General features: G+C 44.3%; 27 protein-coding genes and 1 riboswitch. Of the genes, 14 read left to right on the top strand and 13 right to left on the bottom strand.

From position 1 onward, the window contains the following. The first annotated feature begins 351 nt into the window (after window positions 1-351). Window positions 352-582: a pepsin/retropepsin-like aspartic protease family protein gene (locus tag DSM107010_RS42930; RefSeq protein ID WP_106166520.1), complete on the top strand. Its 231-nt coding sequence runs from the start codon at window positions 352-354 to the stop codon at window positions 580-582. Here the strand turns inward: DSM107010_RS42930 and DSM107010_RS13305 are convergent. Together DSM107010_RS13305 and DSM107010_RS13300 are read right to left on the bottom strand one after the other, a co-directional pair. Beyond that, a complete protein-coding gene (locus tag DSM107010_RS13305) occupies window positions 570-2,234 on the bottom strand; it encodes a bifunctional pantoate--beta-alanine ligase/(d)CMP kinase (protein ID WP_106166519.1) in 1,665 nt (554 codons plus the stop codon). The genes DSM107010_RS42930 and DSM107010_RS13305 overlap by 13 nt on opposite strands. Before the next feature lie 102 nt (window positions 2,235-2,336). Next, a complete protein-coding gene (locus DSM107010_RS13300) occupies window positions 2,337-3,395 on the bottom strand; it encodes a septal ring lytic transglycosylase RlpA family protein (protein WP_106166518.1) in 1,059 nt (352 codons plus the stop codon). Window positions 3,396-3,879: 484 nt separating this feature from the next. Between DSM107010_RS13300 and purM the strand changes: the two genes are divergently transcribed. Both purM and DSM107010_RS13290 read left to right on the top strand, forming a co-directional pair. Further along, on the top strand, window positions 3,880-4,911 hold the full coding sequence (purM, locus tag DSM107010_RS13295; protein WP_106166517.1) for a phosphoribosylformylglycinamidine cyclo-ligase: 1,032 nt from the start codon (window positions 3,880-3,882) through the stop codon (window positions 4,909-4,911). 168 nt (window positions 4,912-5,079) lie between these two features. After that, window positions 5,080-6,339 carry an MFS transporter gene (locus tag DSM107010_RS13290; protein WP_106166516.1) on the top strand — a complete coding sequence of 420 codons (1,260 nt, stop codon included), beginning with the start codon at window positions 5,080-5,082 and terminating at the stop codon, window positions 6,337-6,339. Between the two features lie 29 nt (window positions 6,340-6,368). On the opposite strand, the gene DSM107010_RS13285 is transcribed toward DSM107010_RS13290, so the two are convergent. Together DSM107010_RS13285 and DSM107010_RS13280 are read right to left on the bottom strand one after the other, a co-directional pair. Continuing rightward, complete coding sequence (locus tag DSM107010_RS13285) at window positions 6,369-6,641, bottom strand: hypothetical protein (RefSeq protein WP_015157417.1); 273 nt, start codon at window positions 6,639-6,641, stop codon at window positions 6,369-6,371. Further along, window positions 6,638-6,823, bottom strand: coding sequence for a hypothetical protein (locus DSM107010_RS13280; protein WP_015157418.1), 186 nt, complete (start codon window positions 6,821-6,823; stop codon window positions 6,638-6,640). Before DSM107010_RS13280 ends, DSM107010_RS13285 begins: the two co-directional genes overlap by 4 nt. A gap of 142 nt (window positions 6,824-6,965) precedes the next feature. On the opposite strand from DSM107010_RS13280, the gene DSM107010_RS13275 reads away from it, so the two are divergent. Further along, window positions 6,966-8,717, top strand: a complete 1,752-nt coding sequence (locus DSM107010_RS13275; protein WP_106166515.1) for an ABC transporter ATP-binding protein — start codon at window positions 6,966-6,968, stop codon at window positions 8,715-8,717. Between the two features lie 7 nt (window positions 8,718-8,724). Here DSM107010_RS13275 and DSM107010_RS13270 read toward each other — a convergent pair whose 3' ends face one another. Then, window positions 8,725-8,919: a hypothetical protein gene (locus DSM107010_RS13270; RefSeq protein ID WP_106166514.1), complete on the bottom strand. Its 195-nt coding sequence runs from the start codon at window positions 8,917-8,919 to the stop codon at window positions 8,725-8,727. A gap of 189 nt (window positions 8,920-9,108) precedes the next feature. Further along, window positions 9,109-9,314, top strand: a riboswitch (cobalamin riboswitch). A 22-nt stretch (window positions 9,315-9,336) separates the two neighbouring features. Between DSM107010_RS13270 and DSM107010_RS13265 the strand changes: the two genes are divergently transcribed. The 5 genes from DSM107010_RS13265 to DSM107010_RS13245 all read left to right on the top strand — a co-directional run bounded on the left by DSM107010_RS13265 (window position 9,337) and on the right by DSM107010_RS13245 (window position 17,583). After that, the gene (locus tag DSM107010_RS13265) at window positions 9,337-10,005 is read left to right on the top strand and encodes a HupE/UreJ family protein (RefSeq protein ID WP_241994206.1); all 669 of its coding nucleotides are present in this window, start codon (window positions 9,337-9,339) and stop codon (window positions 10,003-10,005) included. Between the two features lie 264 nt (window positions 10,006-10,269). Beyond that, window positions 10,270-11,325, top strand: a complete 1,056-nt coding sequence (gene cobW / locus DSM107010_RS13260; RefSeq protein ID WP_106166512.1) for a cobalamin biosynthesis protein CobW — start codon at window positions 10,270-10,272, stop codon at window positions 11,323-11,325. 236 nt (window positions 11,326-11,561) lie between these two features. Further along, complete coding sequence (locus DSM107010_RS13255) at window positions 11,562-13,877, top strand: ATP-binding protein (protein WP_127023126.1); 2,316 nt, start codon at window positions 11,562-11,564, stop codon at window positions 13,875-13,877. 110 nt (window positions 13,878-13,987) lie between these two features. Further along, complete coding sequence (locus DSM107010_RS13250) at window positions 13,988-14,443, top strand: response regulator (RefSeq protein WP_106167942.1); 456 nt, start codon at window positions 13,988-13,990, stop codon at window positions 14,441-14,443. Next, window positions 14,443-17,583: a PAS domain S-box protein gene (locus DSM107010_RS13245; protein WP_106167940.1), complete on the top strand. Its 3,141-nt coding sequence runs from the start codon at window positions 14,443-14,445 to the stop codon at window positions 17,581-17,583. The genes DSM107010_RS13250 and DSM107010_RS13245 overlap by 1 nt, the downstream gene beginning before the upstream one ends. On the opposite strand, the gene DSM107010_RS13240 is transcribed toward DSM107010_RS13245, so the two are convergent. Further along, window positions 17,549-18,598, bottom strand: a complete 1,050-nt coding sequence (locus tag DSM107010_RS13240; RefSeq protein ID WP_106167939.1) for a ribokinase — start codon at window positions 18,596-18,598, stop codon at window positions 17,549-17,551. The two genes, DSM107010_RS13245 and DSM107010_RS13240, sit on opposite strands and share 35 nt — an antisense overlap. Window positions 18,599-18,640: 42 nt before the next feature. On the opposite strand from DSM107010_RS13240, the gene DSM107010_RS13235 reads away from it, so the two are divergent. Then, complete coding sequence (locus DSM107010_RS13235) at window positions 18,641-18,973, top strand: type II toxin-antitoxin system RelE/ParE family toxin (protein WP_015157430.1); 333 nt, start codon at window positions 18,641-18,643, stop codon at window positions 18,971-18,973. After that, on the top strand, window positions 18,960-19,250 hold the full coding sequence (locus DSM107010_RS13230) for a transcriptional regulator (protein ID WP_106167938.1): 291 nt from the start codon (window positions 18,960-18,962) through the stop codon (window positions 19,248-19,250). The genes DSM107010_RS13235 and DSM107010_RS13230 overlap by 14 nt, the downstream gene beginning before the upstream one ends. Before the next feature lie 115 nt (window positions 19,251-19,365). On the opposite strand, the gene DSM107010_RS13225 is transcribed toward DSM107010_RS13230, so the two are convergent. The 7 genes from DSM107010_RS13225 to DSM107010_RS13195 all read right to left on the bottom strand — a co-directional run bounded on the left by DSM107010_RS13225 (window position 19,366) and on the right by DSM107010_RS13195 (window position 24,846). Further along, entirely contained in the window at window positions 19,366-20,118 is a 753-nt protein-coding gene (locus DSM107010_RS13225) for an amino acid ABC transporter ATP-binding protein (protein WP_106167937.1), read from the bottom strand. 99 nt (window positions 20,119-20,217) lie between these two features. Then, window positions 20,218-21,408 (bottom strand): amino acid ABC transporter permease, encoded by a 1,191-nt coding sequence (locus DSM107010_RS13220; RefSeq protein WP_181246372.1) that lies wholly within the window; start codon window positions 21,406-21,408, stop codon window positions 20,218-20,220. 4 nt (window positions 21,409-21,412) lie between these two features. Next, a complete protein-coding gene (locus tag DSM107010_RS13215) occupies window positions 21,413-22,573 on the bottom strand; it encodes an amino acid ABC transporter permease (RefSeq protein ID WP_106167936.1) in 1,161 nt (386 codons plus the stop codon). 108 nt (window positions 22,574-22,681) lie between these two features. Continuing rightward, window positions 22,682-23,770: an amino acid ABC transporter substrate-binding protein gene (locus DSM107010_RS13210; protein WP_106167935.1), complete on the bottom strand. Its 1,089-nt coding sequence runs from the start codon at window positions 23,768-23,770 to the stop codon at window positions 22,682-22,684. A 229-nt stretch (window positions 23,771-23,999) separates the two neighbouring features. After that, the gene (locus tag DSM107010_RS13205) at window positions 24,000-24,233 is read right to left on the bottom strand and encodes a hypothetical protein (RefSeq protein WP_015157436.1); all 234 of its coding nucleotides are present in this window, start codon (window positions 24,231-24,233) and stop codon (window positions 24,000-24,002) included. A gap of 90 nt (window positions 24,234-24,323) precedes the next feature. Next, the gene (locus tag DSM107010_RS13200) at window positions 24,324-24,506 is read right to left on the bottom strand and encodes a hypothetical protein (protein WP_015157437.1); all 183 of its coding nucleotides are present in this window, start codon (window positions 24,504-24,506) and stop codon (window positions 24,324-24,326) included. Then, complete coding sequence (locus tag DSM107010_RS13195; RefSeq protein ID WP_106167934.1) at window positions 24,499-24,846, bottom strand: hypothetical protein; 348 nt, start codon at window positions 24,844-24,846, stop codon at window positions 24,499-24,501. Before DSM107010_RS13195 ends, DSM107010_RS13200 begins: the two co-directional genes overlap by 8 nt. Window positions 24,847-25,115: 269 nt before the next feature. Between DSM107010_RS13195 and DSM107010_RS13190 the strand changes: the two genes are divergently transcribed. From DSM107010_RS13190 to uvsE, 3 genes are all read left to right on the top strand, one after another. Beyond that, on the top strand, window positions 25,116-25,628 hold the full coding sequence (locus DSM107010_RS13190; protein ID WP_015157439.1) for a YdcF family protein: 513 nt from the start codon (window positions 25,116-25,118) through the stop codon (window positions 25,626-25,628). Beyond that, window positions 25,583-25,789 (top strand): hypothetical protein, encoded by a 207-nt coding sequence (locus DSM107010_RS13185; RefSeq protein WP_127023123.1) that lies wholly within the window; start codon window positions 25,583-25,585, stop codon window positions 25,787-25,789. The genes DSM107010_RS13190 and DSM107010_RS13185 overlap by 46 nt, the downstream gene beginning before the upstream one ends. Window positions 25,790-25,886: 97 nt before the next feature. Continuing rightward, window positions 25,887-26,816: a UV DNA damage repair endonuclease UvsE gene (uvsE, locus tag DSM107010_RS13180; protein ID WP_241994204.1), complete on the top strand. Its 930-nt coding sequence runs from the start codon at window positions 25,887-25,889 to the stop codon at window positions 26,814-26,816. Window positions 26,817-26,867: the final 51 nt, after the last annotated feature.

Here is a 26,867-nt window from a genome sequence, read left to right as displayed (position 1 = left end):
AATGACCAATGACAAATTTATTGTCAGCTTTATCTAAAATTTCTATTTGACCATATATGAAACAATTACTGAGGCTGTTTCTTCCCCTTGCTGGAATAGCTCTATTTCAGACAACCGCGATCGCTCAAGAAGCAGATGGATGTTTTATGCTTGACTCTGCCGGACAGACAATTGACTTATCTACTGTTTGCGGTCTACCAAAAAAAAATTCGGCTCACGCTAGCGAATTTCAAGCAAAAATCAAGCGTCGTGAAAGTGGAATACCAGTTATTGACGTAACTTTTAACGGTCAGCAAAAATTTGAGATGCTTTTAGGATACTGGGGCTTCTCAAACCACAATCACGACGGAGATGGCACAAGCGTTAGGAGTCGTTCCAATTGGTACGCACAAAGCACAAATTGCCAATGGCGATATAGTAGAATTCCCCATTGGACAGGTAGCTTCAATGAGTGTCGGCAAGGCTATAGTTCGCGAACCAAAAGTTTCGATTACTGAAGGAGATCCACTATTGGGACAGAACTTCTTTGAAGATTATGACGTAACGATTAGGCGAGATGTAGTGGAATTTCAGCCGCGTTGATCGGTTCTCGCAAAAACTTGGTCGTACTGCGAGACAATTTCTGCAATGACTTGAGTAATACTCTTGCCATCAGTAATAATCTCAACTGCCCCAGCAGCTTTTTTTAATGGCGCAACCTCGCGATTGCTATCCTGCCAATCTCGCGCGGCAATATCCCGTTCTAGTTGTTCCAAGCTCACCTGTGGCTGTCCCTGAGCTAAAAAGTCTTGCTGCCGCCGTTTAGCTCTTTCTTGCACGGAAGCCGTCAAGAAAATTTTCAGGTCGGCATCGGGAAAAACCTGCGTGCCGATGTCTCGTCCTTCCGCCACCAAGCCGCCTTTTTGTCCCCACTGCTGCTGTTGCTTGACTAAAACGTGCCGCACTTCTGGAATTGCCGCGATCGCAGATACATTTGCCGTTACTTCCAAACTGCGAATCGCTGAAGTCACTTCGCGATTGTTAATCCAAACTCTTACGGGTTGCGCTGCATCTAGGCTAGCAGCCAGTTGAATTTCGCACCGATTTGCTAATTCCGCGATCGCACACCGATCCGTAACTGAAATTCCCGACTCTAAAACCAACCACGTTAAGGCGCGGTACATAGCTCCCGTATCGAGGTAGACTAACCCCAACTCCCGCGCTACCGACCGCGATACAGTTGATTTGCCGACTCCTGCCGGACCATCAATGGCGACAATCGGCTGGCGATCGCGCAAAATTATATTGTCGATTAACCGCGTCGTTCCTACTCGTGCGGCAACCGCGATCGTGCCTGCTTCCTCTACTCTGTTCACTGGTCGTAACGTATCAGGATGTACTAACTCCAGATACTCTACTGCCACTCCCTTAGCCAGCGCAAGTACTTGCTCTACAGTTGTTAATAAAGTTTGGCGATCGCGCTTTCCAGCAATAAAAGCTGCTTGAGCGTGCTGCAAACCGCGATATATATATGATGCTCGTTCTCTTTGTTCTGGGGTTAAATACTGATTGCGAGAACTCATTGCCAACCCCGATGCTTCCCGCACTGTAGGACAGCCGACAATCTCGACTGGTAAACTTAAATCTCGCACTAACCGCCGAATAATGGCTAACTGCTGTCCGTCTTTCTGACCAAAATACGCTCGGCTCGGCTGGACAATATTTAACAATTTAGTCACGATCGTCGCCACACCCTGAAAATGCCCTGGACGCGATTCACCGCACAATACTGAGGTCATTTCTGGGGGTGGAATAATTTGGGTGAGTTGGTAGTTGGTAGTTGGTAGTTGGTAAGTGGTAATTACTCCCTTGTCTCCCTTGTCTCCCTTGTCTCCCCCCTCTCCCTTGTCTCCCTTTACTCTCTCCCCAATCCCCAGATCCTCGGCAGTGGGAGCAAAGATAATGTCAACGCCTGCTTGCTCGCAGAGTTGGCGATCGCTTTCTAGCTGACGCGGGTATTGTTGATAATCTTCTGTGGGACCGAATTGCAGCGGGTTGACAAAAATGCTGACCGCCACAATGTCATTTTCCTGCCGCGCCCGTTGCATCAAGCTTAAATGTCCGGCGTGTAAAGCACCCATCGTCGGAACTAAACCGACGGTAATCTCAGCTGAAGCGGCTAGATTTCGCTTAGCTTCTGCTTTCAACACGCTTAAGTAACAGCGTAATGCTGCAACTGTTGCAAACAGACGCACCAATACCCCCTCTGTTTTAGTCTCAACCCGACTCTATTGTAGAGCAGATCGGAAGAGGGGTGTGGGGTGAGAAGGAGCCAGCGCGCTGGCTCCTCCTCGCTCCTATCTTCCCAAGATTTCAACTCGCACGGGGGCAACACCCGAACCAGCCATGCCGAGGACGCGGGCGGCGGCGGCGGAGAGGTCGATAATGCGACCGCCAATGTAGGGACCGCGATCGTTGATGCGGACTACAATTGAGCGACCCGTTCCCGTGTGGGTGACTCGTACCCGCGTCCCGAAGGGTAAGCTTTTGTGGGCAGCAGTAAGGGCATTTTGGTTGTAAGTTTCGCCGTTAGCCGTGCGATTGCCGTGGAAACCAGGACCGTACCAAGAGGCAACTCCATTCAGGACGGCACGCACTGGTGCGAAAGCAATATTTTGTGGCTGCGATCGCTTGGGTTCTGGCATTCCTGCCACTTCTTTGAGGGGCGGAGCATTCCCTAAGAGTCGCCGCAAGCGGTTAGTGGCTTGTAATGCCTCGTCTGATAGTTTTTTCTTATTCTGCTCTGGTAGTCTGGTATCCGCATCAACTGCTACTAGTTTTCTGCCGTCGATGGCAATCTCATAGCGTTCTGATGCTTTTTGAGCATTAGATTTGCCAGTGTCTTTCCATTTGACTGTAATTTTGCTGGCATCGACACCATCTGCACTTATTTGGTTGAGTCTAGCTGCTACTGCTGCTGCCTGCCAAATGGGGGCATTATTCGCTGAAGTTGGTTCGATGCTGGGTAACTTGCCTGTTGTTGCTACTTGGGTTGTTTTGTCAGCAGCATTTTCGGCACTCTGGGTTTGTCCGACTTTGGTAGTTTTTGCTGCTTGTTTGTCGCCTAAAAACGTCAGTACGGGTATGTTACGCACGTACAGCGTCACTGCTTGGCGATCGCCCCTTTCGTGGGGTTGGATTCTGGCGACCGTGGCTTCTTTAGCTTTAGATTCGCCTCTGGACTGGGTTTCGCCTACTTTCTCAACATTCTGCGGTTGAGCCTGCACTGCTGAGGAGATCTCCTGTCTGTTATCTCTTGAAGAATCTGCATTCAGCGATTCTGCATAACATGACAGGGGTACGCCTACGGCAGTAGTAAGCAGAGCAACGGTTGTTAATAAAATTTGCTTTTTCATGCTTCCGTTGTGAATTGCACTCCTCGATTTCGGCAAGAGTTACGCGGGGACACCACTGAATGGTCTCAAACTGACCCACTAACTCGTACTCATTACGCTTTTATGTTGAAGTTTCAACTGCAACAGACTACCACGAAGTTTTTGCATTGAGGATCGGTAATGTCAAGGGGAAATTGTTAATTTTAATAAAAAGTTTTTGTAAAGCAAAGCATAAAACCTTTACAGAGAGGCAAAATCAGCTTTTCTGTCTCTCTAACCAAATAAATTATTTTTTAATAAAATTAATATTACTTAATATACTTAAAAAAGAGTAAAAGTAAATAAATATTGGTTTAAAACTTAACTTTTTAGCTATAAAGTGATATTTAAACAGGCGATCGCCCTCAAGCAACACGTAGAATGCTAATGCTGTCGCGCAGCAAAATTAAGATAAAATGCTGATGCGTGAAGCGGAGCTATCTGCCGCATTGAGGAAACTGGCAGCATGGATTATCGAGCAGCAGGGGTTAATGTTGAAGCTGGTAGAGCATTTGTTGAAGGCATTCGCCAGCTCGTGCATCGCACCCATCGCCCAGAAGTGATTGGGGGATTGGGAGGTTTCGGAGGTTATTTTCAACTCCCTAGCGGTTACACGGAGCCAGTTTTAGTCTCTGGGACAGATGGAGTCGGCACAAAATTGAAACTTTCTCACGCGCTCAACCGTCACGACACGGTAGGAATTGATTTAGTGGCGATGTGCGTGAATGATGTACTGACTTCTGGGGCAGAACCGCTGTTTTTCTTGGATTATTTAGCAACGGGAAAGCTCAACTCGGAGCAACTGACACAGGTAGTTAGCGGCATCAGTTTGGGATGTCAAAAGGCGGGGTGTGCGCTGTTGGGAGGTGAAACCGCTGAAATGCCTGGTTTTTATCAGGTAGGAGAGTACGATCTGGCGGGTTTTTGTGTTGGAATTGTGGACAAGAGCAAGTTACTCGATGGTTCTAGGGTACAAATAGGCGATGTGGCGATCGCGCTTGCCAGTCAAGGTGTCCACAGTAACGGTTACAGCTTGGTGCGGAAAATTGTTGAGGTGGGGGGATATGCTTGGAGCGATCGCCCAGAAGAGTTTTCCGGTCAAAGTTTGGGAGAAGTTTTCTTAACACCAACGCGGATTTATGTCAAGCCCGTATTGGGCGCGATCGCATCTGGGATCGAAATTCATGCAATGGCACATATTACGGGTGGGGGAATACCGGAAAATTTACCCCGTTGCTTGGATAAGGGACAATCGATTCGCGTGGATGCGAACAGTTGGACAATTCCCCCAGTATTTCAGTGGCTGGCGAAAGTTGGTGGAGTCAGTCAGAAGGAGATGTTCAATACTTTTAATATGGGGATTGGCTACGTGGCGATCGTTCCTCCCCAAGCTGTAGAAGAGACGCTGCGGTGGTTTGACTCTCAAGATGTCGAAGCGTTTGCAATTGGAGAGGTTATTGCTGGTGGTGGAACCGTTGAGGGTATACCTAAAGACTGAAATTCTCAAGGTAGAAAAGCAAGTGATGGTAACATAATTGTCATGAAACTTTAACTTTTGTGACAATCATTGCTCTGCCAATTTTTGGCTTTGGCTCTCCAAGCTAGATACTAAGTTTTTAGCATCTAGACATTTAGAGTGGGCAGTGAGTTGAAATACTCAAAACCCATGTCAAACCGCAAAGAACATCTTGAGCATTTACCTCACGCTGAAGCAGTCGATCGCACGATTCGTTTAAAGCAGCATAACCGCCTATTTGCCTTACTCTCGCTGGCGGCGGGTCTAATTTTTCTGCAAGGATATACGATCGCTCCCCTGATTCCGCGTTTGGCGGAAGTCTTTAACGTTCCAGTTCAAGAAATTGGCATTATCGTTCCAGCCTATATGCTGGCTTACGCGCTGATGGCATTGTTCTACGGCGTGCTGTCAGATCGATTTGGCAGATGGTCGGTGATTCGCATCTCGCTCATCATTTTTGTCATCTGCACGGCTTTGACTGCAACAGCTCAAACAGCTTCGCAAATGGTAATTTGGCGACTGCTGACAGGACTGGGAGCTAGTGGAGTAATTCCACTCACGTTTGCTTTGATTGGCGATTTGTTTCCATTCGACCAGCGAGGTAGCAAATTAGGGCTGGTTTTCGCAGCTATGGAAGGGGGAATGGCAGCGGGTTCTGCGGGTGGCGCGATTCTCGAACCGTTTATTGGGTGGCGATCGCTATTTATCGGAACGGCTGTTGTCGCTGCTTTCGTCCTTTGGCGGCTGCATCTTTACGGCGCTTTATTCGATACAGCTAAAGTAGAAAAATTACCGACGATTCGCCAGATATTTAGAGGCTATAGCCAGATCTTAAGCAGTTTTCGCGGCAAACGGACTTATGCCTATGTTTTATGGAACGGCATCTACCACTCTGGCGTGTATACCTGGCTGGGGTTGTACTTGTCGCAACGCTACAACATGGATGCATTGAGCATTGGTCTGACTATTCTCGGCTATGGTATTCCTGGGTTGCTGCTGAGTTCTCTAATTGGTCGAGCCGTGGATCGTTGGGGACGGCGTTGGTTGGTTCCAGCAGGATTAATTATGGCAGCCTTAGCGGGAATTGCAATGATTTTTGAGATTCCCCCGATTGGAACGACGATCGCGGTTCTCGTTTTATCTTTAGGGTACGACCTGACGCAACCTTTATTTGTGGGTATCGTGACTGACTTGGGAGATAGCAATAGTTTAGGTCAAACAATGGGACTGAAAGTATTTGTCTTGTTTACGGGATTTGGTATTGGCAGCTTAATATTCGGAGAATTGTTACGGTTTGGATTTGGAGTATCGCTGGCTGTATTTGGTGGCATTCAGTTGATTAGCGGCGCGATCGCAATTAAGCTATTCTGGCAGGAAGTCCCATATCGGTTGCGATCGAAATCGCCTTAGTGCTGAAAAACGCTCAATCTGTTGATTATTCATGGCAGATTTTCATTTTTTGCTTCAAGTACAGGTACTTTCCAAACCCGTCCTTGACAGTGAACTTCATCAGCAATTACACGAGTACCAGCTAGCAGTCGCATTAATTTTACTAACTCTTCCCTTTCTGTTGCCGTGAGAAAATCTTCACCAGGAAGACCGCTATGAGTGCCTTTTGGTTCGCCTCCTGCTGCTAAATAACGCTGATGAGATATGTCCAGCAGTTCTTTAACTCGTGCGTACTGCTGTTTTTCTGTTTCTGTAGATTTCATGACTCTAAAAACCATGTAATAGGAACGATTTCACCATTTGGTAGCAAAAAAGCGATTGGTAACACGGAATTAGGCGTTTCAATTATCCAAAAGCCTTGTTCTGGATCGTAAACCCTTCTTTGTAGTAGCTCTAGCGTTTCCAGGGCGTTCAGAATGAGATATTGGGCTTCAGTAGGTTCCACTATGATTTTATACTGGCTGACAGATTGCTTCTAGGGATTTTACACTGTGAAGCCGCTTGCTTAGTCCAACTTCCCCCAACAGCCAGAAGACAACTATAACTGCAATAATTCTAGAATCAGCAAAGTCCTTCATGCGGCGGTCATGGCTCAACGTTCTCGCTTTTCTAAACTCCTCAATTACCTGCGTCCCCACTGGAAACAAGTTCTCATAGGGGTTGTGGCTTTATTTGTAGTTAACGCCGTCGGAGTATACATTCCACTATTAATTCGCGACATTATCGAGCGCCTTCAGGGAGAATTTAGGTTCGACCAAGTCTTACAGTTTGTCGGATTGATAATTGTTTTGAGTTCTGTCATGTGGGTAATCCGCATGGTATCGCGGATTGCCCTGTTTGGTGCAGGACGACAAGTCGAATTTGACTTGAAACAAAAGCTATTTCAACATCTTTTGAAGCTGGAACCTACCTATTTCAACACAAATACAGCGGGAGATTTGATCAACCGCGCTACAAGTGATGTCGAAAATATTCGGCGATTGGTAGGTTTTGCAGTACTGAGTATTGTCAACACGATCTTTGCTTATGCGTTGACGCTACCTTTCATGTTACAAATTAATGTCGAACTGACTCTTGCTGCTGTAGCAATTTATCCAGTGATGTTGGTGGTGGTACAGTTATTTAGCGATCGCCTCCGTAACGAACAAGCAGAAGTCCAAGAAGAACTATCTGACATTAGCGAATTAATTCAAGAAGATATGAGCGGGATGGCATTAATTAAAATCTACGCTCAAGAAACAAACGAACGCCTAGCTTTTCGGCAAAATAATTCTAGGTTATTAGGGGCAAATTTAAAACTCGCCAAAACTCGTAATACTTTGTTTCCCCTAGTTGGAGGTTTTTCTTACGTTAGTCTGCTCTTATTATTGTGGTTTGGAGCGGGAAAAATTGCAAATAACAGTTTAAGTGTTGGTGATTTTATAGCACTCATACTTTATGTCGAAAGACTCGTTTTTCCCACCGCTTTACTTGGGTTTACCATTACAGCTTATCAAAGAGGAGAAGTCAGTATCGATCGCGTAGAATCTGTTCTGGCAGTCAAACCTCAGATTTACGATAAACCCGACGCGATTTCATTAGCAAAAGAAGAAATAAAAGGAAAGTTAACAGCACGCAATTTGAGCTATACATATGCTGGTTCTGGTACACCATCATTACAAAATGTCAGCTTTTCTATTCAGCCAGGGGAGACAGTCGCAATTGTAGGACCAATTGGTTCGGGAAAATCAACTTTAGCAAATGCTCTACCTCATCTCTTAGAAATTGACCCAGGACAATTATTTTTAGATGGGCAAGATATTACTCAAATTACATTGAAAGATTTACGTCGCGCGATCGCCTACGTACCACAAGATAGTTTTCTCTTCAGTACCACAATTAAAAATAATATTCGATATGGCGATCCGCTCGCAGAACAATCTGATGTAGAATACTGCGCCAAGCAAGCTCAAATTCATCCTGAAATTCTCAATTTTCCACAGCAATACGAAACAATTGTGGGCGAACGAGGGATTACCCTTTCCGGTGGACAAAGACAGCGTACAGCGCTTGCTAGAGCTTTGCTTGTAGATGCTCCGGTACTAATTTTAGACGATGCCTTATCTAGCGTTGACAATCAGACTGCAACAGCGATTTTAGATAATCTTTCCACAGGAACCGATCGCAAAACTGTGATATTTATCTCTCATCAACTATCAGCTGCGGCTACTACCGATCGGATTTTGGTAATGGATCGGGGTGCGATCGTTCAATCTGGCACGCATGAAGAACTAGTTCAACAACCAGGGTTATATCAAAATTTGTGGAACCAGCACCAATTACAAGAGATTTTGCAGTAAACCGGAACTAGTTGTAGTAGAACGCGCCAAAAGCAAGTGCAATGACGATGGGGATAATAATTGGTAGAGCAACTATCAATCCCCATTTACCAAAACGAATTTCTTGACCGTCAGATTTTAGCAGTGCAATTACACCCGCAGTTCCCATCAGAACCCAGATACAACCAAAGACGATAAAAATAATAAATTGAGAGTCTTCCATTTCTTTCAATTTAATTGCTGTTTAGTGCAAGTTTTATGCTGATAGCAACAGTATAGTATCTCCATTTCTGGTAGCTTTTTCCAACGCTCGGTCATAGCTAGATAATTTTGCCTTTCTACCCAATTTTTTAGTTGAGCAAAATTAAGAACAGTTTCGCCTCTCTCTCAGGATGCGATCTGATGGTATGATGAAGCCCTCAGTCAAATCGGTTCTAGCAGGGAGCAGCTGCTAGAGGTAATGGGGAAAGTTCGGTGTAAGTCCGGCGCTGTCCCGCAACTGTAATTGGTAGTTGGTAGTTAGTAATTGGTAGTTGGTAATTTTTGCTCAGAATTTCCCGACTCCCGATTCCCGACTCCCGCATGAGTCAGAATACCCACCGATAGAAATTGTTTAACTCACATCCTTCGCGAGGTACGGATGATGTCTAAAGTTTTGATGTCTCAAATTTTGCAACTATTTTGGCGCTACTTAGGGTTAATTGCAACCGCTTTGACGATCGCATTTTTTGCCCTACCTCAACCAGCTTATGCCCATCACGCGATTGGTGGCAAGACTCCAGTAAATTTATTTGAAGGTTTCTTGTCAGGACTGGCTCACCCTGTTATTGGCTTAGATCATTTCGCTTTTGTTGTGGCAATTGGATTACTTGCAGTCGGACAGCGGCGCGGTGCTTTAATTCCGGCTGGGTTTGTCGTGGCGGCGATGTTGGGGACAGTTATTCACGTCTTCCAAATCGATTTACCTGCGGCTGAGGTCGCGATCGCAGTTTCTGTTATCATCTTTGGGGCAATGCTGGTGTGGCGAGATCGTCCTCATTGGTTGATAACATTGGGGTTGGGTGCGATCGCGGGATTGTTTCACGGTTACGCTTACGGAGAAGCTATTATCGGGGCGCAAATGTTTCCTCTATTTGCCTACTTGTTGGGTTTTACTCTAATCCAATATGGTGTTGCTTTAGTTGCCTTTTTAGTAGGAAATTTAGCATTGCAGAAATCTGCTAATTCTAGTCCTGCTTGGTTAAGATTATCTGGTTTAGCAATCTGTGCAATTGGGGTAGTGTTCTTGACTTCCTCGGTGATGGGTTAAAAGTTAAGTAGTCACCTGTGGCAATCGCCGCCAGTGAATTAATTCACTGGCTTATAGCTCAAGTCGGATAAAGCCGACTACGATTGATTTCTAGTCTACTGAAGTAGACTTTTGCTGTTAGCCTCAGACTTAAGTTCGAGGCGGGTCTGAATACTAATTGAGAATGCTCACTGGTCACTGGTCAGTGATAACTGCTCCCCACTCCCTCAATACTTGTGAGACAATGCTGTTTGTCGATCGCAGGCTAATTTCAATTAGAATCCAATGGCTACAAAAATTCCCGTTACAGTCGTTACTGGTTTCTTAGGCAGCGGCAAAACGACTCTCATCCGTCATTTGTTGCAAAATAATCAGGGACGGCGCATTGCTATTTTAGTCAATGAGTTTGGTGAGTTGGGGATAGATGGGGAATTACTGAAATCTTGCCAGGTTTGTCCAGAAGAGGCGAAAGGTGAAGATAGCTTACCTCAGATTGTGGAATTAACAAATGGTTGTCTGTGCTGTACGGTACAAGAAGAATTCTTGCCGACAATGCTGGAGTTATTAAAACGCCGAGATAGTATAGATTGCATTGCGATCGAAACTTCTGGGTTAGCTTTACCAAAACCATTGGTGAAAGCTTTTCGCTGGCACGAGATCCGCAATGCTGCTACGGTGGATGCAGTGGTGACGGTGGTAGATTGTGCTGCTGTTGCCGCCGGAACGTTTGCTAGCAATCCGCAGGCGATTGAGGTACAAAGACAGGCAGATGAGAGTTTAGAACACGAAACCCCATTACAGGAATTATTTGAAGACCAGTTGGCTTGTGCAGATTTAGTTGTATTGAATAAAACTGACTTGATTGATGCAACAACGCAAGCCGAAGTTTTAAAGTTGGTGCAACAAGAACTACCGCGACAGGTAAAAATGGTAACAAGCGATCGCGGTCAAATCGATCCTACAATTTTGTTGGGTTTTCAAGCTGCGGCTGAAGATGATTTGTCCAATCGTCCTAGCCATCACGACACGGAAGAAGACCACGAACACGAAGAAGAAATTACTTCAACCCATGTTGTGTTAAATCGCACATTTGAACCTAATGCTTTACAAAACCAGTTGCAAGTATTAGCAAAAGAACAAGATATTTATCGGATTAAAGGTTTTGTCGCTGTTGCAAATAAACCGATGCGTCTGGTTTTACAAGGCGTGGGAACCCGATTTGACCAATTTTACGATCGCTTGTGGCAACCTGAAGAAATGCCGCAAACTCGATTGGTTTTTATCGGTCGCAGTCTCAATTCTACTACAATTGAATCTCAATTAGTAGCTTTGCCGAACTAAAATTGCACTCTTGTTAGGGTGGATCGATCGCACACTCTAACAGACTATGTATTGCGTTCAATCTTCAAGAACAATAACGATTTATCTATAGTTCAAAGAATTAAGAATATCTTAATTTTGTATCCTAAATGACCATTGTATAGAGGATGATACAATAAGCGGAGCTATTACTCTATGCTTATAGAAATAATCCTATAGTATGGGATTGTAGCAGCCTAACTATCAGGTTGAATTGTATGGATTGGTCATTACAATCGCTAGATCGAGACAACGCCAGTGCTTCACAGTCGGAGGAGTTGACGATCGCCGAAACGGTTGATTTGACGAATTGCGATCGCGAACCAATTCATATTCCTGGATCTATCCAACCTCACGGTGTACTTTTTGTCCTACAAGAACCTGACTTAATCGTTGTACAAGTTAGTAAGAATGTTTCCGATATTATTCAAGTTTCAGCTCAAGAATTACTAGATAAACCATTAAATAATCTACTTAATTTAAAGCATATTAATTCGATAAAACAATGTTTATCGCAGGAACTTGATAGTGTAAATCCCTTAAAAATAGCCATAAAATCTCAAAACAAAACTCTAGTTTTTGATGGAATTATTCATCGCAATATAGATAATTTACTGGTTCTAGAAATAGAATCAAGAAGAACGAATAAAAGTAGAGACTTTTTTGATTTTTATCATTTAGTCAAAAACCCGATCGATCGGATGCAAAAGGTAGATACTTTAGCAGAGATGTGCCAAATTGCTGTGAAAGAAGTCAGAAAACTGACGAACTTTGATCGCGTCATGGTTTATCGTTTTAATTCTGAAGGTGCTGGCACGGTTATAGCGGAAGATAAACGCGAAGATTTGACTTCTTATCTTGGCTTAAACTATCCTGCTTCCGATATTCCTAAGCAAGCCAAGCATCTTTATACCTTGAATCTCCTCCGACTCGTTCCCGATGTCAATTACGAACCTGTAGAAATTATTTCTACCGATTCAGATAACAATAAGACTTTGGATTTGAGTCTTAGTATTTTACGTAGCGTTTCTCCGATCCATATTGAGTATTTAAAAAATATGGGGGTCGGCGCTTCTATGTCTATTTCTTTGGTGAAAAATAAAAAATTATGGGGATTGATTGCCTGCCATCATTCCGCAGCTAATTATCTCACTTGTGAAGTCCGTACTGCTTGCGAGTTTTTGGGTCAAGTCATGTCTTTGGAACTGGCTACCAAAGAAGATAATGAAGGCATGGACTACAAGATTAAACTCAATTCAATTTTATCAAAATTTGTTGAAATTATTCCTCAAGACGAAAATTTTGTTGAGAGTTTACTCCAAAATCGAATCAATTTATTAGAGTTGACTGCTAGCGAGGGAGCTGCTATTTGTGCAGACAGTCAGGTATGGCTAGTTGGTAAAACACCCAGTGAAACAGAAATTCAAGAATTAATTCAATGGCTTGAACCTCAAATTCATAATGACGTATACTGCACGGACTCGCTGCCAAAAGTTTATCAACCAGCGACAAAATTTAAAGATAGTGCGAGTGGTTTGTTAGCAACGGCTATCTCCAAAAGTCAAAATGATTACATTCTTTGGTTTCGTCCTGAAGTGATTCAAACTGTGAATTGGGGTGGTAATCCTCATAAACCAGTTGAGACACAACAAGATGGAAGTTTACGCTTATCCCCGCGTCAATCTTTTGAATTGTGGCAAGAAACAGTAAAATTAAAATCTCTACCTTGGCAACAATGCGAAATTGATGTAGCAGTAGAACTGAGAAGTGCAATTGTAGGTATTGTGCTGCGTAAAGCAGCGGAATTAGCACGAATTAATAGTGAGTTAGAACGGACTAATAGCGAGCTTGATGCCTTTGCATATATTGCTTCCCACGATTTGAAAGAGCCGTTACGAGGAATTCATAACTACTCTAGCTTTCTGCTTGAAGATTATGCAGATATTCTGAATGAAGACGGCGCATTTAAACTGCAAACTTTGGTACGTTTGACGCAGCGAATGGAGGATTTGATTGAATCTCTACTTCACTTCTCGCGGTTAGGAAGGATAGAACTTTCGTTCCAGAAAACGAATTTGAATGAATTGGTTAGTAACGTCGTTGATGTACTAAATATTAGTTTGAAAGAAGAGAGAGCTAATATTCGCATTTCTCAGACTTTACCAATTGTTGAATGCGATCGCGTCCAAGTTAGTGAAGTTTTTAGCAATTTAATTAGCAATGCAATTAAATACAACAACAAAGAAGATAAATCTGTAGAAATCGGCTATTTAGAGTCTGAAAATAGCTCTAACGATAGCCAAAGTAATTCCTTTGTTTTCTATGTTAGAGATAACGGTATTGGAATTAGAGAAAAGCATTTAGAGACTATTTTTCGCATATTTAAGCGATTACATGCACCGAATCGGTATGGAGGTGGAACAGGCGCTGGTTTAACCATTGCCAAGAAAATTGTAGAGCGTCATGGCGGGAAAATTTGGGTGGAATCAACTTATGGAGAAGGTAGTACGTTTTATTTTACATTGCACGGTTAATACTACGTATTTCAGTTATCAGTTATCAGTTATTAGCTTCCAGTGACAAATGACAAAAATGGTACGAAATAATGGTCACTTCTTTCAAATTAGCAACTCAAGTTGAACGTATGACTAGTAAATCGACCCAACCATTGCTGTTAATTGAAGATAGCGATGAAGATTTTGAAGCTTTCGGGCGGATAATGCGGCAGTTATCCGTTATCAATCCTATTCATCGCTGTATTGATGGTGACGATGCATTAGACTATTTATATCATGATGGCGAGTACGCCGATCTAGAGCGAGTACTTCGTCCAGCAATTATCGTCCTTGATTTAAATCTACCAGGTACAGATGGACGGGAAGTACTAGAACAGATCAAGCAAGACGAGGAGTTAAAAATAATTCCTATTGTAGTATTTACAACATCTTCTAATCCAAAAGACGTGGAGGTCTGTTATCGCTATGGCGTGAATGGCTACATCATTAAACCAATGGATGTGAAAAAATTAATGCATACGATTCAAATTCTCATTCAATATTGGTTTGAAGTCGTGATTCTACCTCATAGGAGGAGGTATTGATGAGTTTTGAGAGAACAGTTCTCATCGTTGATGATTCTCCTGAAGATCGAGAAACATACCGTCGCTTCTTACTTACTGACGATCGCTACCATTACATATTTTTAGAAACAGATTATGGTGAGAATGGACTAGAAGTATGCAAACTAGTACAGCCAGATGCTATTTTGTTAGACTTTCACCTCCCTGATATTGACGGTATTGAGTTTTTATGCGAGTTAAAAACTCAATTTGGTAAAATGCAATTACCTGTAATTATGTTGACGGGACGAGGAAATGAAGATGTTGCCGTGCAAGCAATGAAAAGCGGTGCATCTGACTATTTGGTAAAAGGAAAAACTACGTCAGAAAATCTTCGTTTAGCAATTCATAATATTTTAGAACGCGATCGCCTACAACAGCAATTAGAACAAAGCGAAGACAGATTTCGCACTTCAATTGAAAACATGCTCGATTGCTTTGGCATCTACAAATGCTTGCGTGATGAATCGGGTAAAATTGTAGATTTTATTGTCGAGTACGTGAATGCGGCAGCTTGTACTAATAACCGCATGACAGCAGCAGAACAAATTGGTAAACATCTCTGTGAAATTTTGCCTTTTCATCGAGAGACTGGATTATTTAATGAATATTGTCGGGTGGTAGAGACAGGCGCACCTCTGACAAAAGAAGACTTAATTTACTCAGATAGATTTAACCAAGAATATTTAACCAGAGCCTTTGATATCCGAGCAAATAAATTGGGCGATGGTTTTGTGGCTTCCTGGCGAGATATCACCGATCGCAAACGCTCTGAAGAACGTTTGCGATTACTAGAATCTGTCGTTGTCAATGCTAACGATGCCGTCATCATAACCGCGATCGCTCCTTTAGAGGAGCCAGGACCGCGAATCGTATATGTGAATCAAGCATTCACTGACTTAACTAGCTATACCTGTGAAGAAGTTGTAGGCAGATCGCCGCGTTTTCTCCAAGGTGCTAAAACCGATAAAGCAGCACTCAAGCGTATTCGGGATGCCTTACAAGCCAAAAAGCCAGTACAAGAAGAACTGATCAATTATTGTAAGGATGGCTCGGAATTTTGGGTAGAGATTAGCATTACACCCATAGCGGATGCCGCAGGGCAGTACACTCATTTTGTCGCCATTCAACGCAACATAAGCGATCGCAAGCAAGCAGAAATGATATTGCGAGAGACTCGGCATTTGATCGAGCAAATTGCCGTGACTATCCCTGACATTTTATATATTCACGATTTAAAAGAGCGGCGAAATGTCTATATAAATCGACAAGTTACTGAAGTGCTTGGGTATACGCCAGAAGCAATTTGCCAACTCGGAACGGTGGGATTGCAAAGCCTGATGCACCCTGAAGATCTTGCTTTATTGCCCGCACACTTACGAAGATTCGATGGAGTTGGAGATCGTGAAGTTCTGGAATTCGAGTACCGAATGCAGCACGCTAACGGTGAATGGCGGTGGCTGTGCAGCCGAGAAAGCGTGTTTACCAGAAACAGCGATGGTTCGGTTCAGCAAATTCTCGGTACGGCTCAAGACATTACCGCACGCAAGCAGGTAGAGATAGAACTACGTCGCAGTCAAGAACGTATCCAACGCACGCTAGAAACATCTCAAATTGGCATTGGCTTTGGTTCATCTAATGGTGATGTTTTAGAGATGAACGATACGCTGTTGTCGATCCTGGGTTATACCCGCGACGAGTTTCGCAATTCTAAACTGAGTTGGCGGGATATGAGTCCGCCAGAGTATGCCGAGATAGATCGGCAGGCAATGGAGCAGCTAGAATTGACTGGCAGCATCAAAGCAATAGAGAAAGAAGTTATTCGCAAAGATGGGACGCGCCTACCAATTTTAATTAGTGCTACGCGCTTGCAAGGTGAGGTAGAAGAACATATTGCCTTTATCGTAGATCTCAGCGATCGCAAACGAGCCGAGATTGCCCTGCGCAACAGTGAAGAACGATTGCGGCTGGCTTTTGCCGCAACTCAGATGGGAAGTTGGGATTGGGACATTTCAACTGGTAGCATCACTTGGTCTGACAACATGGAAGCCATGTTTGGCTTAACTCCAGGGGAGTTTGACGGTTCTTACGAAATGTTTGAATCGCGACTGCACCCAGAAGATCGCGATCGCGTGCTAGAGGCAATTGACAGCGCCGTCAATACGGGAGCAGACTACAACATCGAATTTCGAGTTGTTTTTCCTAATGGTACAGTTCGTTGGGCGCAGAGCAAAGGACAGATTTTCTACGATCGAACGGGTAAAGCCGTCCGTATGACAGGAGTTGATTTAGATATTACCGATCGCAAACACAGGGAAGTAGAAAACGCTCGTATGCTGGAACTAGCTCAACAAGCACAGAGAGAAGCTGAAGCCGCTAACCGTGCTAAAGATGAGTTTGTGGCAATGGTATCTCACGATTTGCGCTCTCCCCTGAATGCGATTCTGGGTTGGGCAAAACTGCTGAGGACTCGTCAGGTGAATGCTGAAACCACTGCCCGCGCCTTAGACGCGATCGAGCGTAACGCCCAATCTCAAGCAAAATTGCTCGAAAATCTGTTAGACGTGTCGCGCATGATTCGCGGCAAACTAGAACTCCAAGAGAGTCAGTTCGATTTAGTTTCCCTTGTAGAAGAGTCGGTTGAAACTACTTTTCTTGCTGCTAGCGCCAAGCAGATTCATTTAGAATTCCGAATCCCGAATTCTAAATTCCGAATTCCAATCTCTGGCGATCGCGATCGCTTGCAACAAGTCTTGGGTAATTTACTCTCAAACGCAATTAAATTTACCCCAGAAGGTGGCAAAATCGAAGTCCAGTTATCGTTATTAACTAGTAGTCACAACCACCAATTACCAACTACCAATTACCAATTATCAACTACCAACTACGCCCAAATTCAAGTTATCGATACGGGCAATGGTATCAGTCCTGAGTTTTTGCCCCACGTCTTCGATCGCTTCCGTCAAGCCCAGAGTCCTAATAAGCAAGGAGGATTGGGACTGGGATTGGCGATCGCCCGTCACATCGTAGAATTGCATGGTGGTACAATTCACGCTGCCAGTCTTGGCGTGGGACAAGGAGCAACGTTTACGATCCAGTTGCCATTAATGCCTCCAAAGTAGGGCGATCGCACATTGCAGACTGCGCCCCTGGCTTGGTTGCAGCTAAAGCGCCCGCCGCTGCACCCCATACTACTGCTTGTCTCAAGGGTAGTCCTTCTACTAGTGCCGCAGCTAAACCACCATTGAAGGCATCTCCTGCGGCTACCGTATCTACAGCCGTGACGGAGAAGGCGGGAGTAAAAAATGTTTCTGCTTGAGTCGCACAGATGACACCCCTAGCACCAAGTTTGACGATCGCATTACCCACACCTTTTTGTAACAAAGCCCGTGCTGCTGCGGTTGCAGTTTCTCGTCCATCTACAGTAAAGCCAACTAATCGCCCTGCTTCTGTTTCGTTTGGGGTGATGATATCGACCAAGGGATAAAGTTCATCTGGTAAATTTTGGGCTGGTGCAGGATCGAGAATGACTTGAATTCCGGCTGCTTTTGCAACTTGGGCGGCTGCAATAACGGCGCTGAGGGGAATTTCTAGTTGGAGGAGTAGGATCGATCCCTCCAACCCCCCTTGGGAAGGGGGGCTAATAGATTTTTCTAACTCCCCTTGGGAAGGGGGGCTATTTGTTCCCTCCCTTTGGGAAGGGGGGCTACTTGTTCCCTCCCCTTGGGAAGGGGGGCGAGAAAGGATCTTTAATACACTCTGGAGACGTTCTACATCTGTCTCATCGACTCGTCCATTTGCACCAGGAGTTATGATAATTTGGTTTTCACCATTGTCATCAACCGCGATCGCAGCGACTCCAGAACTGATACTTTCATCCACCAATACATTTTCAGTTCGTACTCCCGCCGCTTGCAGACTTGCTAATAATTCCCGACCGAAATTATCTCCGCCAACACGCCCTATCATGTATGAGGGAACGCCCAATTTGGCGATCGCAACTGCTTGATTTGCGCCTTTTCCCCCTGGCGCGGTGACAAAACTATGTCCCGTCAGAGTTTCTCCAGGTAAAGGTAATCTGGGTGTTTTACTAACTAGATCGATATTGATACTACCGAATACGATAATAGAGTTCATATTACGTCTCAATCGAAGAAAATAGCTTTTTTACAGATAATAATGCCAGAAGCCTCTCCTAGAGAAATTCAAGTTTATGCAACTCCAGATGGGAAATATCCTTTCATAGAATGGTTAGAGTCTCTACGAGACAGTAACGCTAGAGCTAAAATTAAAGCAAGGCTCGATCGCGTTGAAACTGCTAATCTTGGGGACTATAAAGCAGTTGGGAAAGGCGTGTGTGAGTTGAAAATAGATTATGGTTCTGGTTATAGAGTTTATTTTGGACAAGTAGGAACGACGTTGATTCTACTTTTATGTGAAGGAGATAAGAGTACTCAAGAAAAAGACATCCCCCAAGCTATTCAATATTGGACGGACTATGGAAACAGATAAAATGCCGAAAAATATTAGCTACCACAGTTACCTAATTGAGTCTTTAAAAGAACCATCTGAGGCTAGTGCCTACTTCAAAGCTGTTTTAGCAGAAGGAAGTGTAGAACTGCTTCAAAAAGCCATAGACAATCTAATTGAAGCAGGCTATAACAATTTAGCGATCGCTTTGGATTTACAACAGTTAAATAACTTCACTCTGTTGTCAGCAATGACTACCAAAGTAGAAACAAAAAACTTATTTCAAACAGCCGATCTTGAATTGAAACAACGAGTTTAATCGAATCCGATAACGACTCCCTACTCCTGTACGGGCAAGTTTATCCGAAATATCTGTCAGTATCAACCCTTCGGTAAACCCGCCCCTACGATTCCCTCTTTTACAAAATTTACGCTTACAAAATTTGCGATAAAAACTTGCGCGTCCGTTCTTCTTTGGGGTTTTGAAAAAATTCTTGGGGTGGGGCTTGTTCGACTAACATTCCACTATCCATTAAAACGATGCGATCGGCAACTTCGCGGGCAAACCCAACTTCGTGCGTCACGACTACCATTGTCATCCCCGATCGCGCCAGACTCCTCATCACATCTAACACTTCCCGTACCATTTCTGGATCGAGGGCTGATGTAGGTTCGTCAAATAACATAATTTTAGGCTGCATTGCTAATGCCCGGGCGATCGCTACCCGTTGTTGTTGTCCGCCAGAAAGTTGTCCTGGGTACTTTTGCGCTTGTTCTAAAATTCCTACCCTTTCCAACAGTTGCATGGCGACTTCTTCCGCTTTTTGCTTTTTCCAGCGGCGTACCCAAATCGGCGAAAGAGTTACGTTTTGTAGTACGGTAAGGTGAGGAAACAAATTAAATTGCTGAAACACCATTCCCACTTCTTTACGAATTGCATCTATGTTACGCAAATCGTGAGTTAGGGCAATTCCATCAACTTCAATTCGCCCTTGTTGGTAATCTTCTAAAGCATTAAACGTGCGAATAAACGTAGATTTACCCGAACCAGAGGGACCCATCACCACCACCACCTCCCCCCGATTCACGGTAAGGCTAACCCCACGCAGGACGTAAAATTTATTGCTGCTATACCACTTATGGACGTTCTCAGCAATAATCATTGGTTGTGAATTGTCATTTGTCATTGGTAGTTGGTAATTGATAGTTGGTAATTGGTAGTTGGTAGTTGGTAATTTTTGACTGTTAGCTTTTGACTTTTGACTTTACCCATTACCCATTACCTGTTAGTTACTAACATTTAATTTCCGTTCTAAATAGCGACTTGCAGTAGACATTCCATAACAAAAGAGCCAGTAGAGTAAGCCAATGAATAAATAAACTTCGGCATAACGTCCGAGAAATTGGGGTTGTGCCAAAATCGAGCGAGAGATTCCGGTTAATTCTAGTAAACCAAATAGAGCTAGTAGAGATGTATCTTTAAATAAACCAATAAATTGACCGACGATCGCGGGAATTACGGCTTTAAGTGCCTGGGGTAATACGATCAGTAACACAACTAAAGGCGAACTTAAACCCAAGGCTTTAGCGGCTTCGTATTGTCCTCTAGGTATAGCTTGTAATCCACCACGGATATTTTCTGCTAAATACGCTGCACTAAATAATACTAGTCCAGCGATCGCCCGTAGTACGCGATCTAAATTGCGGAAGTTAGGCGGGAGAAATAACGGTAACATTACCTGAGCTAAGAATAAAATGCCAATTAATGGCAACCCGCGCACGACTTCAATGTAGAGAATCGATAAGATCCGGACTATAGGTAATGGACTTTGGCGACCGAGGGCGAGTAAAACGCCAAAGGGAAACGACAGTACGATCCCGCAAATTGCTGTGAGTAGGGTTAGTAATAGCCCCGACCATACATTTGTTGGGACTGAAGCTAAACCTAAACCACCTCCAATTAACCAAATATTGACGATAAATACTAATCCCCAAGCTGGTGTTAGCCAAGGGCTAATACTAGCAGGTAATTTGCGTCCAACTGCGTAGCCAACTATAGCAATAATGGCGATCGCTAATATCCATAGACGCGCACTCAGTTCTAAAGGTAGCAGTACAATAGCTGCAATCATTACCCCTAAAACAAATAAAATTGTCCGGCTAAATATGGGAGAATTTCTAACAATATAACCCCAACAAAGCCCTGCTAAACCGATAATCAGTCCCAGCGCCGTCCACACCCGCCAATACAATTCCGGAGGAAATCGGCCGACAAAAAAGAGCCGCAAGTTTGCACCTACGACCCCCCACTGTGCTGCGGTTAATGCCCAACTAATAAAGTTACTCAGTCCCCAAATAATGACTGCTAAGCAAACAATTGTCAGAATACTGTTGTACCAAGTACTGAACAAATTTTTCTGTACCCAGTTCAGGGGAGATGTGGGTGGGGTAGGAGGCGCAGACGATTGGATTTGCAAGGGTCTATCTCTCCTTAATTTGCACAGTGCGGTTGTATAAATTCATGATGAGAGAGATGGTTAAGCTTGTAGTTAGATAGGTAATCATAATTAGCAACATCACTTCCACAGCCCGTCCCGTCTGATTAAACGTGGTGGAAGCAACAAAATAAACATCGGGAAAACCAACTGCGATCGCCAAACTGGAGTTTTTCGCTAAGTTGAGGTAGTGACTCGTCAAGGGTGGTATAATTACGCGCAATGCTTGCGGTAAAATCACCATTTGCATGATCCGATTCGGCTTCAGTCCCAAAGCACGAGCTGCTTCCCATTGCCCTTTTGGTACGGCTAGAATCCCCGCCCGCACAATTTCAGCAATATAACTACTCGTATAAATCACCAGTCCAGCAAGGAGGGCGCAAAACTCTGGCGACAGACGCAATCCACCCTCAATCTGTCCCTGCGTAACTTGCGGAATACTCAACCGAAAGGGAATATTGCGGGTCAAGACAAAAGCGATAACGATAGCCCCTAAAATCGAACCCAAAGCATACCAAATTTGATGTCCTGCCTGTCCTCGTTCTACCATGACGCGCCCCCGCCAGCGCCACAAGGCGATCGCCCCAACAATTCCCGCCAGCAGTAACACCAACCAAATGCCTCCCCCCGACCCAATTTCCAGCCACGGAAAAAACACGCCTTGTCCCGTCAGGTAAGTAGAACCAAGAAGAGTAATAGGATTTTCAATTCCTGGTAGGTTGATAAAAACGGCAAAGTACCAAAAAAATAGTTGCAATAGTAGAGGTACATTGCGGAAGATTTCTACATAAGAAATAGCAATACGTCGTACCAACCAGTTATCTGAAAGTTGGGCAATACCAAAGACCAATCCAAAAATAGTAGCTAAAACTAGACCGATTGCTACCACACGCAATGAATTAAGCAATCCGACAAATATTGCCCGACTATAGCTATTAGACGGATCGTAGGGAATGATGCTTTCGCCAATATCAAAGGAGGCTTGCACTCCCAAAAAATCAAATCCTAACTGAATGCCTAATTGCCGCAGATTATAAGTGAGATTATCCCAAATCAGAGCAACAAAAATTACCACCAACAAAACCGCGATCGCCTGTCCGGCAATCTGCCAGAAGCGATCGTCTCGTAATAGTTTCTGCAACTTCATGTAGTGGTAATTGGTAATTGGTAAGTCAAAAGTCAAAAGTTACAAGTCAAAAACCAAAAGCCAGAAGTCAGACATCAAAAGTGACTGCTCCCTGCTCCCTGACAAATGTTACCTGAACGGTGGAGCGTAGTGTAAACCACCTTTCTCCCAGATATCGTTCTGACCGCGTGGTAAATTGAATGGCGTGCCAGGTCCGAGATTACGGTTGTAAATCTCGCCGTAGTTGCCGACTTTCCTCACTGCACGGGCAACAAAATCATTCGGTAAACCCGCACCTTGACCTAAATTCCCTTCCGTGCCTAGCAATCTTTTGACAACTGGGTCTTGGCTTTTGGCAAATTGGTCGATGTTTTGAGAATTAATCCCCAGTTCTTCGGCTTCAATTAAGCCAAAGATCGTCCACTTAACCGCATCAAACCAGCGGGAGTCTCCGTTTTTCACGGCTGGTGTTAGTGGTTCTTTGGATAAAAGCGCATCTAGAATAATATTATCTTGCGGATTTTTCAGCGTTGTTCGACGGGATACCAATCCAGAGCGATCGGTACTCACAGCCTGACACCGACCTTGTTCGTATGCTGCGTAAACGGCATTAGCATCTTCAAATACTAGGGGCGTGTATTTCACTCCAATTTTGCGCATTTGGTCGGCAAAGTTTTGCTCGGTAGTAGTTCCCGTCTCCATGCAAACAGCTTTGCCTTGCAAACCCTTCAAGTCTTTTGTCCCAGCAGATTTCTTCACCATTACGCCCTGACCGTCATAAAACGTCACGGGAAGAAACTCCAGCCCTACCGAAGTATCGCGACTCATCGTCCAAGTCGTATTGCGACTGAGAATATCGACTTCTCCTGCTTGCAGGGCAGTGAATCTCTCTTTTGCGTTCAGATTGCGGAAATCGACAGCATTCAGATCGTCAAATAAAGCCGCTGCGATCGCCCGACAGATATCCACATCGAGTCCAGAATACTTACCTGCTTGGTCTACGTAGCTAAACCCTGGTAAAGTACCACTGACACCGCACGCCAGCCTGCCGCGAGACTTAGCTGCATCTAATGTACCCCCTCCTCCCCCTGCGGCTGGGCTACTTCCTGTTTGAGCGGTTCCCTGTGGCTGTGGTGACTGGGAATAAAATTGGCTGCAAGCAGTTAAAGGAGTTGCTACCAGCGCAACACCCACTAGCAGTACACTCCTTTTGAACATAAATAGATTTGTCCTACTCTTCTCTGTTTTTTTACGATGCACGCTCATACTAAGTGGTATCAATTGCCACAAAAGCGAGTGTTTCTCTGTAAATTTGATTAGTTAAACTTTACCGCAAACAGACGTAAGAAGTGAGAGATCGGAGGTAAGTTGATGCATACACACTTGTAGGGGCGCACAGCTGTGCGCCCCAATAAATTAGGCATAATATGGAGGAAATTACACGTCGCTAATTCTGATACGAACGACCGCGCCTATAAAGAGTTACTCCTAGAGCAATTCCAGGAATAGTCAAAACTGCTACCCAAGGAGAACGCCACCAATCAATTGATTGCGTCGTGTAGCTGTTCCGATATCTGCTGCAAGGATAAGATTGAGCTGGATCGACAGAAGAAAATAAAACTCCACCCGCGATCGCAGTCGTGGATAAGATAGTCGCCAACGATAATTTTGCTGCTTTCATTGTGCTTAACTTCCCTAGCTTTTATCAGTTCAACTCAAGTAGCTTGAGAAAAGCATGAATTTTTATAAATTGTAATCTAGAACTTGTAATTTAGAACTTGTAATTTCTACCCTGAAGCCGAGTTCGGCGCTGATGGCGCAAATCGTTATCAACTCTAGCAATCAATTCATCCAGTGCCAAAGTTACAAGTTCGAGTTGTCGATTACTGTCACGTAATTGTTCGACGGTACGCTTAACTTTGTCTGGATCGGGAATTTTTTTAGGTTTACTCATGTAGGTCAAAGTCCCTCTTAGCTTCTCTAATACTTGCAATTGAAGCATCGCGGGCAGCTTGGGCTTGCTCGATGTTTTGATACAGTAAATTTACCACATCTGTAGGAGCAGTCGGTTGATATTCGGAAATTCTAGGTAAGAGCGCACTCAGACGAGAATAAGGAGCTAGTAGGCGTTCTCTCACATTCAGGAGTTGTTCTAATACTGGAAGCGTTTCTTCTGTTTCACCAAACTGTTCAAAGAGCCTTGATTCTGTTGCTGCTGCCTCATCCATCCCTTCCACTAACTGTCTTTGTAGAGTAAAAATGGTACCTAAAGTTTCATCTGAAAGCTTTGCCATCTGCGTATTTTTTCATCTTTAACTGTTTCATAAAATACACAGAAAGGTTGAGTTATAGCAAGAAGCCAGTATTATCTGACCCCATCAGATTGCCGAAAGCAATTTTCTTCAAAAACATTAAATTTATCTTGACCTCAGCCATGCCGCTCAGTTGCCTGCTACCCTAGATATTCGTGTTGTTGCGCTGAAGCTCTGCTAAAGTTCTGAAAAAGCGACGTTATCGACGGGTCAAACCGCGAAAATCTGGGCGTAGGGGTTGGTGTTGGCTGATGCTACTACTGCCTACCTTATTGTGGCTGGGATATCAGGAGGTGAAAAGCCAGTTAGAGCCATATCAAGCAATTCTCGTTCTCGGCGGTTCCGTCCAACGAGAGAAGTTCGCAATCGAATTTGCACAGAACAAGCCAGATTTACCAATTTGGGTTTCCGGTGGTAGTCCGAAAGAATACGCCCGTAATTTATTTACCCAAGCTGGTGTCGATCGCAGTCGTTTGCATTTAGACTACCAGGCAGTAGATACGGTCACAAACTTTACTACCTTAGTCGGCGAGTTTCAAAAGCGGGGCATCAAGAAGATCTACCTGATCACGTCTGACTATCATATGCGCCGTGCCGAAACAATCGGTCAAATTGTCTTAGGTAGTCGTGGGATTGATTTTACCCCAATTTCCGTTCCCTCGCAGCGATCGCCAGAACCCTACAACAAAACCATCCGCGACGGAGGTAGAGCTTTGCTTTGGGTACTGACAGGACGCACGGGTTCGACATTAACGAAAAGATAAGTCGGTACGGGAGTCGGAGGACAAGGGAGACAAGGGAGACAAGGACGACAAGGGAGACAAGGGAGACAAGGGAGACAAGGGAGACAAGGGGCAGAGGAGCAAGAACTGTCAACCACCAACTACCCATTACCCATTACCCATTACCTCTCACCTCTCGATAGATGTGATTTTAGATTTGGCAGATTAAATTTGTCTTTGATTGCTAAGTTTATCTGTGGTGGCGATCGCATTTGTTAGCCAACTACTGTCTTTATGTGTATGATTACTGAGCCAAGCAGTACAAAATTATTATCTCGCACGGGCGATCGCTCTAAATTGGGTTTAGTTTGTATCACCGTTTCTAAAGCAGTCCGCTATCGTACCATGACGCGGACGCGCTACCTCAAGTTAAGTGCAGCAGAACGGGAAACTGCCTTACGAGAGCTTTATTTGAGCAATTTAACTCGCTTGGATGCGGCAATATCTTTTTGTCAAGCAAACCAAATCTTCCTCTATCGAATGCCTTCGGGTTTATTTCCCCTAAGTGACATGGAAGACGGCATCGGACAGAACATTTTAGCAGAAATGGCTGCTGATTTAGCAGCAGTGGGAAGGCGATCGCAACAACTGGGCATCCGCATGGTACTCCATCCCGATCAATTTGTGGTATTAAGTTCTGACTCGCCACAAGTCGTGGAAAACAGTATCAAAATTTTGACACAACATGCCCAAATTATGGACTTGCTCAGTTTACCGCGCTCGGCTTGGGCGTGCATGAATATTCACGGAGGCAAAGCTCAGAGAACGTCGCAATTGGTGCAAGTTGTCAATCGCCTTCCAGAAGCAATTAAAAGCCGCCTCACTTTTGAAAATGACGAATATGCCTACAGTGCTGAGGAAATCTTAGCTGTTTGTCAGCAGGCAAAAGTCCCAATGGTTTTTGACGCTCACCATCACATCTGTCATGAGAAACTAGAAAGCTACGATCATCCCTCCGTAGCCGAGATGTTTTATGCTGCTAGATCGACGTGGAAAAATCCAGAGTGGCAACTCGTCCACATTTCTAACGGTGAAGCAGCTTTCAGTGATAGACAGCATAGCGAATTTATTACCGTCATGCCCAGTATCTACCGAGAAGCACCCTGGATTGAAATTGAAGCTAAGGCAAAAGAAGAGGCGATCGCGGCTTTGACTAACAGCAATTGGTGATACTATTTGCTGTTATCGCTCCTTAACTGCGATCGCATTCTTGGTGCGAGC

Origin of the sequence: Chroococcidiopsis cubana SAG 39.79, from assembly GCF_003991895.1 — a bacterium.
GTDB lineage: Bacteria > Cyanobacteriota > Cyanobacteriia > Cyanobacteriales > Chroococcidiopsidaceae > Chroococcidiopsis > Chroococcidiopsis thermalis.
This window is presented reverse-complemented; position numbering and strand designations above follow the sequence as displayed.

Bases quoted from the DNA above. Each gene is read 5' to 3' on its own strand.
- DSM107010_RS42930 (WP_106166520.1), top strand. From the start codon at position 352: ATGGCACAAGCGTTAGGAGTCGTTCCAATTGGTACGCACAAAGCACAA.
- DSM107010_RS13300 (WP_106166518.1), bottom strand. From the start codon at position 3,395: ATGAAAAAGCAAATTTTATTAACAACCGTTGCTCTGCTTACTACTGCC.
- purM (WP_106166517.1), top strand. From the start codon at position 3,880: ATGGATTATCGAGCAGCAGGGGTTAATGTTGAAGCTGGTAGAGCATTT.
- DSM107010_RS13290 (WP_106166516.1), top strand. From the start codon at position 5,080: ATGTCAAACCGCAAAGAACATCTTGAGCATTTACCTCACGCTGAAGCA.
- DSM107010_RS13285 (WP_015157417.1), bottom strand. From the start codon at position 6,641: ATGAAATCTACAGAAACAGAAAAACAGCAGTACGCACGAGTTAAAGAA.
- DSM107010_RS13275 (WP_106166515.1), top strand. From the start codon at position 6,966: ATGGCTCAACGTTCTCGCTTTTCTAAACTCCTCAATTACCTGCGTCCC.
- DSM107010_RS13270 (WP_106166514.1), bottom strand. From the start codon at position 8,919: ATGGAAGACTCTCAATTTATTATTTTTATCGTCTTTGGTTGTATCTGG.
- DSM107010_RS13265 (WP_241994206.1), top strand. From the start codon at position 9,337: ATGATGTCTAAAGTTTTGATGTCTCAAATTTTGCAACTATTTTGGCGC.
- cobW (WP_106166512.1), top strand. From the start codon at position 10,270: ATGGCTACAAAAATTCCCGTTACAGTCGTTACTGGTTTCTTAGGCAGC.
- DSM107010_RS13255 (WP_127023126.1), top strand. From the start codon at position 11,562: ATGGATTGGTCATTACAATCGCTAGATCGAGACAACGCCAGTGCTTCA.
- DSM107010_RS13250 (WP_106167942.1), top strand. From the start codon at position 13,988: ATGACTAGTAAATCGACCCAACCATTGCTGTTAATTGAAGATAGCGAT.
- DSM107010_RS13245 (WP_106167940.1), top strand. From the start codon at position 14,443: ATGAGTTTTGAGAGAACAGTTCTCATCGTTGATGATTCTCCTGAAGAT.
- DSM107010_RS13240 (WP_106167939.1), bottom strand. From the start codon at position 18,598: ATGAACTCTATTATCGTATTCGGTAGTATCAATATCGATCTAGTTAGT.
- DSM107010_RS13235 (WP_015157430.1), top strand. From the start codon at position 18,641: ATGCCAGAAGCCTCTCCTAGAGAAATTCAAGTTTATGCAACTCCAGAT.
- DSM107010_RS13230 (WP_106167938.1), top strand. From the start codon at position 18,960: ATGGAAACAGATAAAATGCCGAAAAATATTAGCTACCACAGTTACCTA.
- DSM107010_RS13225 (WP_106167937.1), bottom strand. From the start codon at position 20,118: ATGACAAATGACAATTCACAACCAATGATTATTGCTGAGAACGTCCAT.
- DSM107010_RS13215 (WP_106167936.1), bottom strand. From the start codon at position 22,573: ATGAAGTTGCAGAAACTATTACGAGACGATCGCTTCTGGCAGATTGCC.
- DSM107010_RS13210 (WP_106167935.1), bottom strand. From the start codon at position 23,770: ATGTTCAAAAGGAGTGTACTGCTAGTGGGTGTTGCGCTGGTAGCAACT.
- DSM107010_RS13205 (WP_015157436.1), bottom strand. From the start codon at position 24,233: ATGAAAGCAGCAAAATTATCGTTGGCGACTATCTTATCCACGACTGCG.
- DSM107010_RS13200 (WP_015157437.1), bottom strand. From the start codon at position 24,506: ATGAGTAAACCTAAAAAAATTCCCGATCCAGACAAAGTTAAGCGTACC.
- DSM107010_RS13195 (WP_106167934.1), bottom strand. From the start codon at position 24,846: ATGGCAAAGCTTTCAGATGAAACTTTAGGTACCATTTTTACTCTACAA.
- DSM107010_RS13190 (WP_015157439.1), top strand. From the start codon at position 25,116: ATGCTACTACTGCCTACCTTATTGTGGCTGGGATATCAGGAGGTGAAA.
- uvsE (WP_241994204.1), top strand. From the start codon at position 25,887: ATGATTACTGAGCCAAGCAGTACAAAATTATTATCTCGCACGGGCGAT.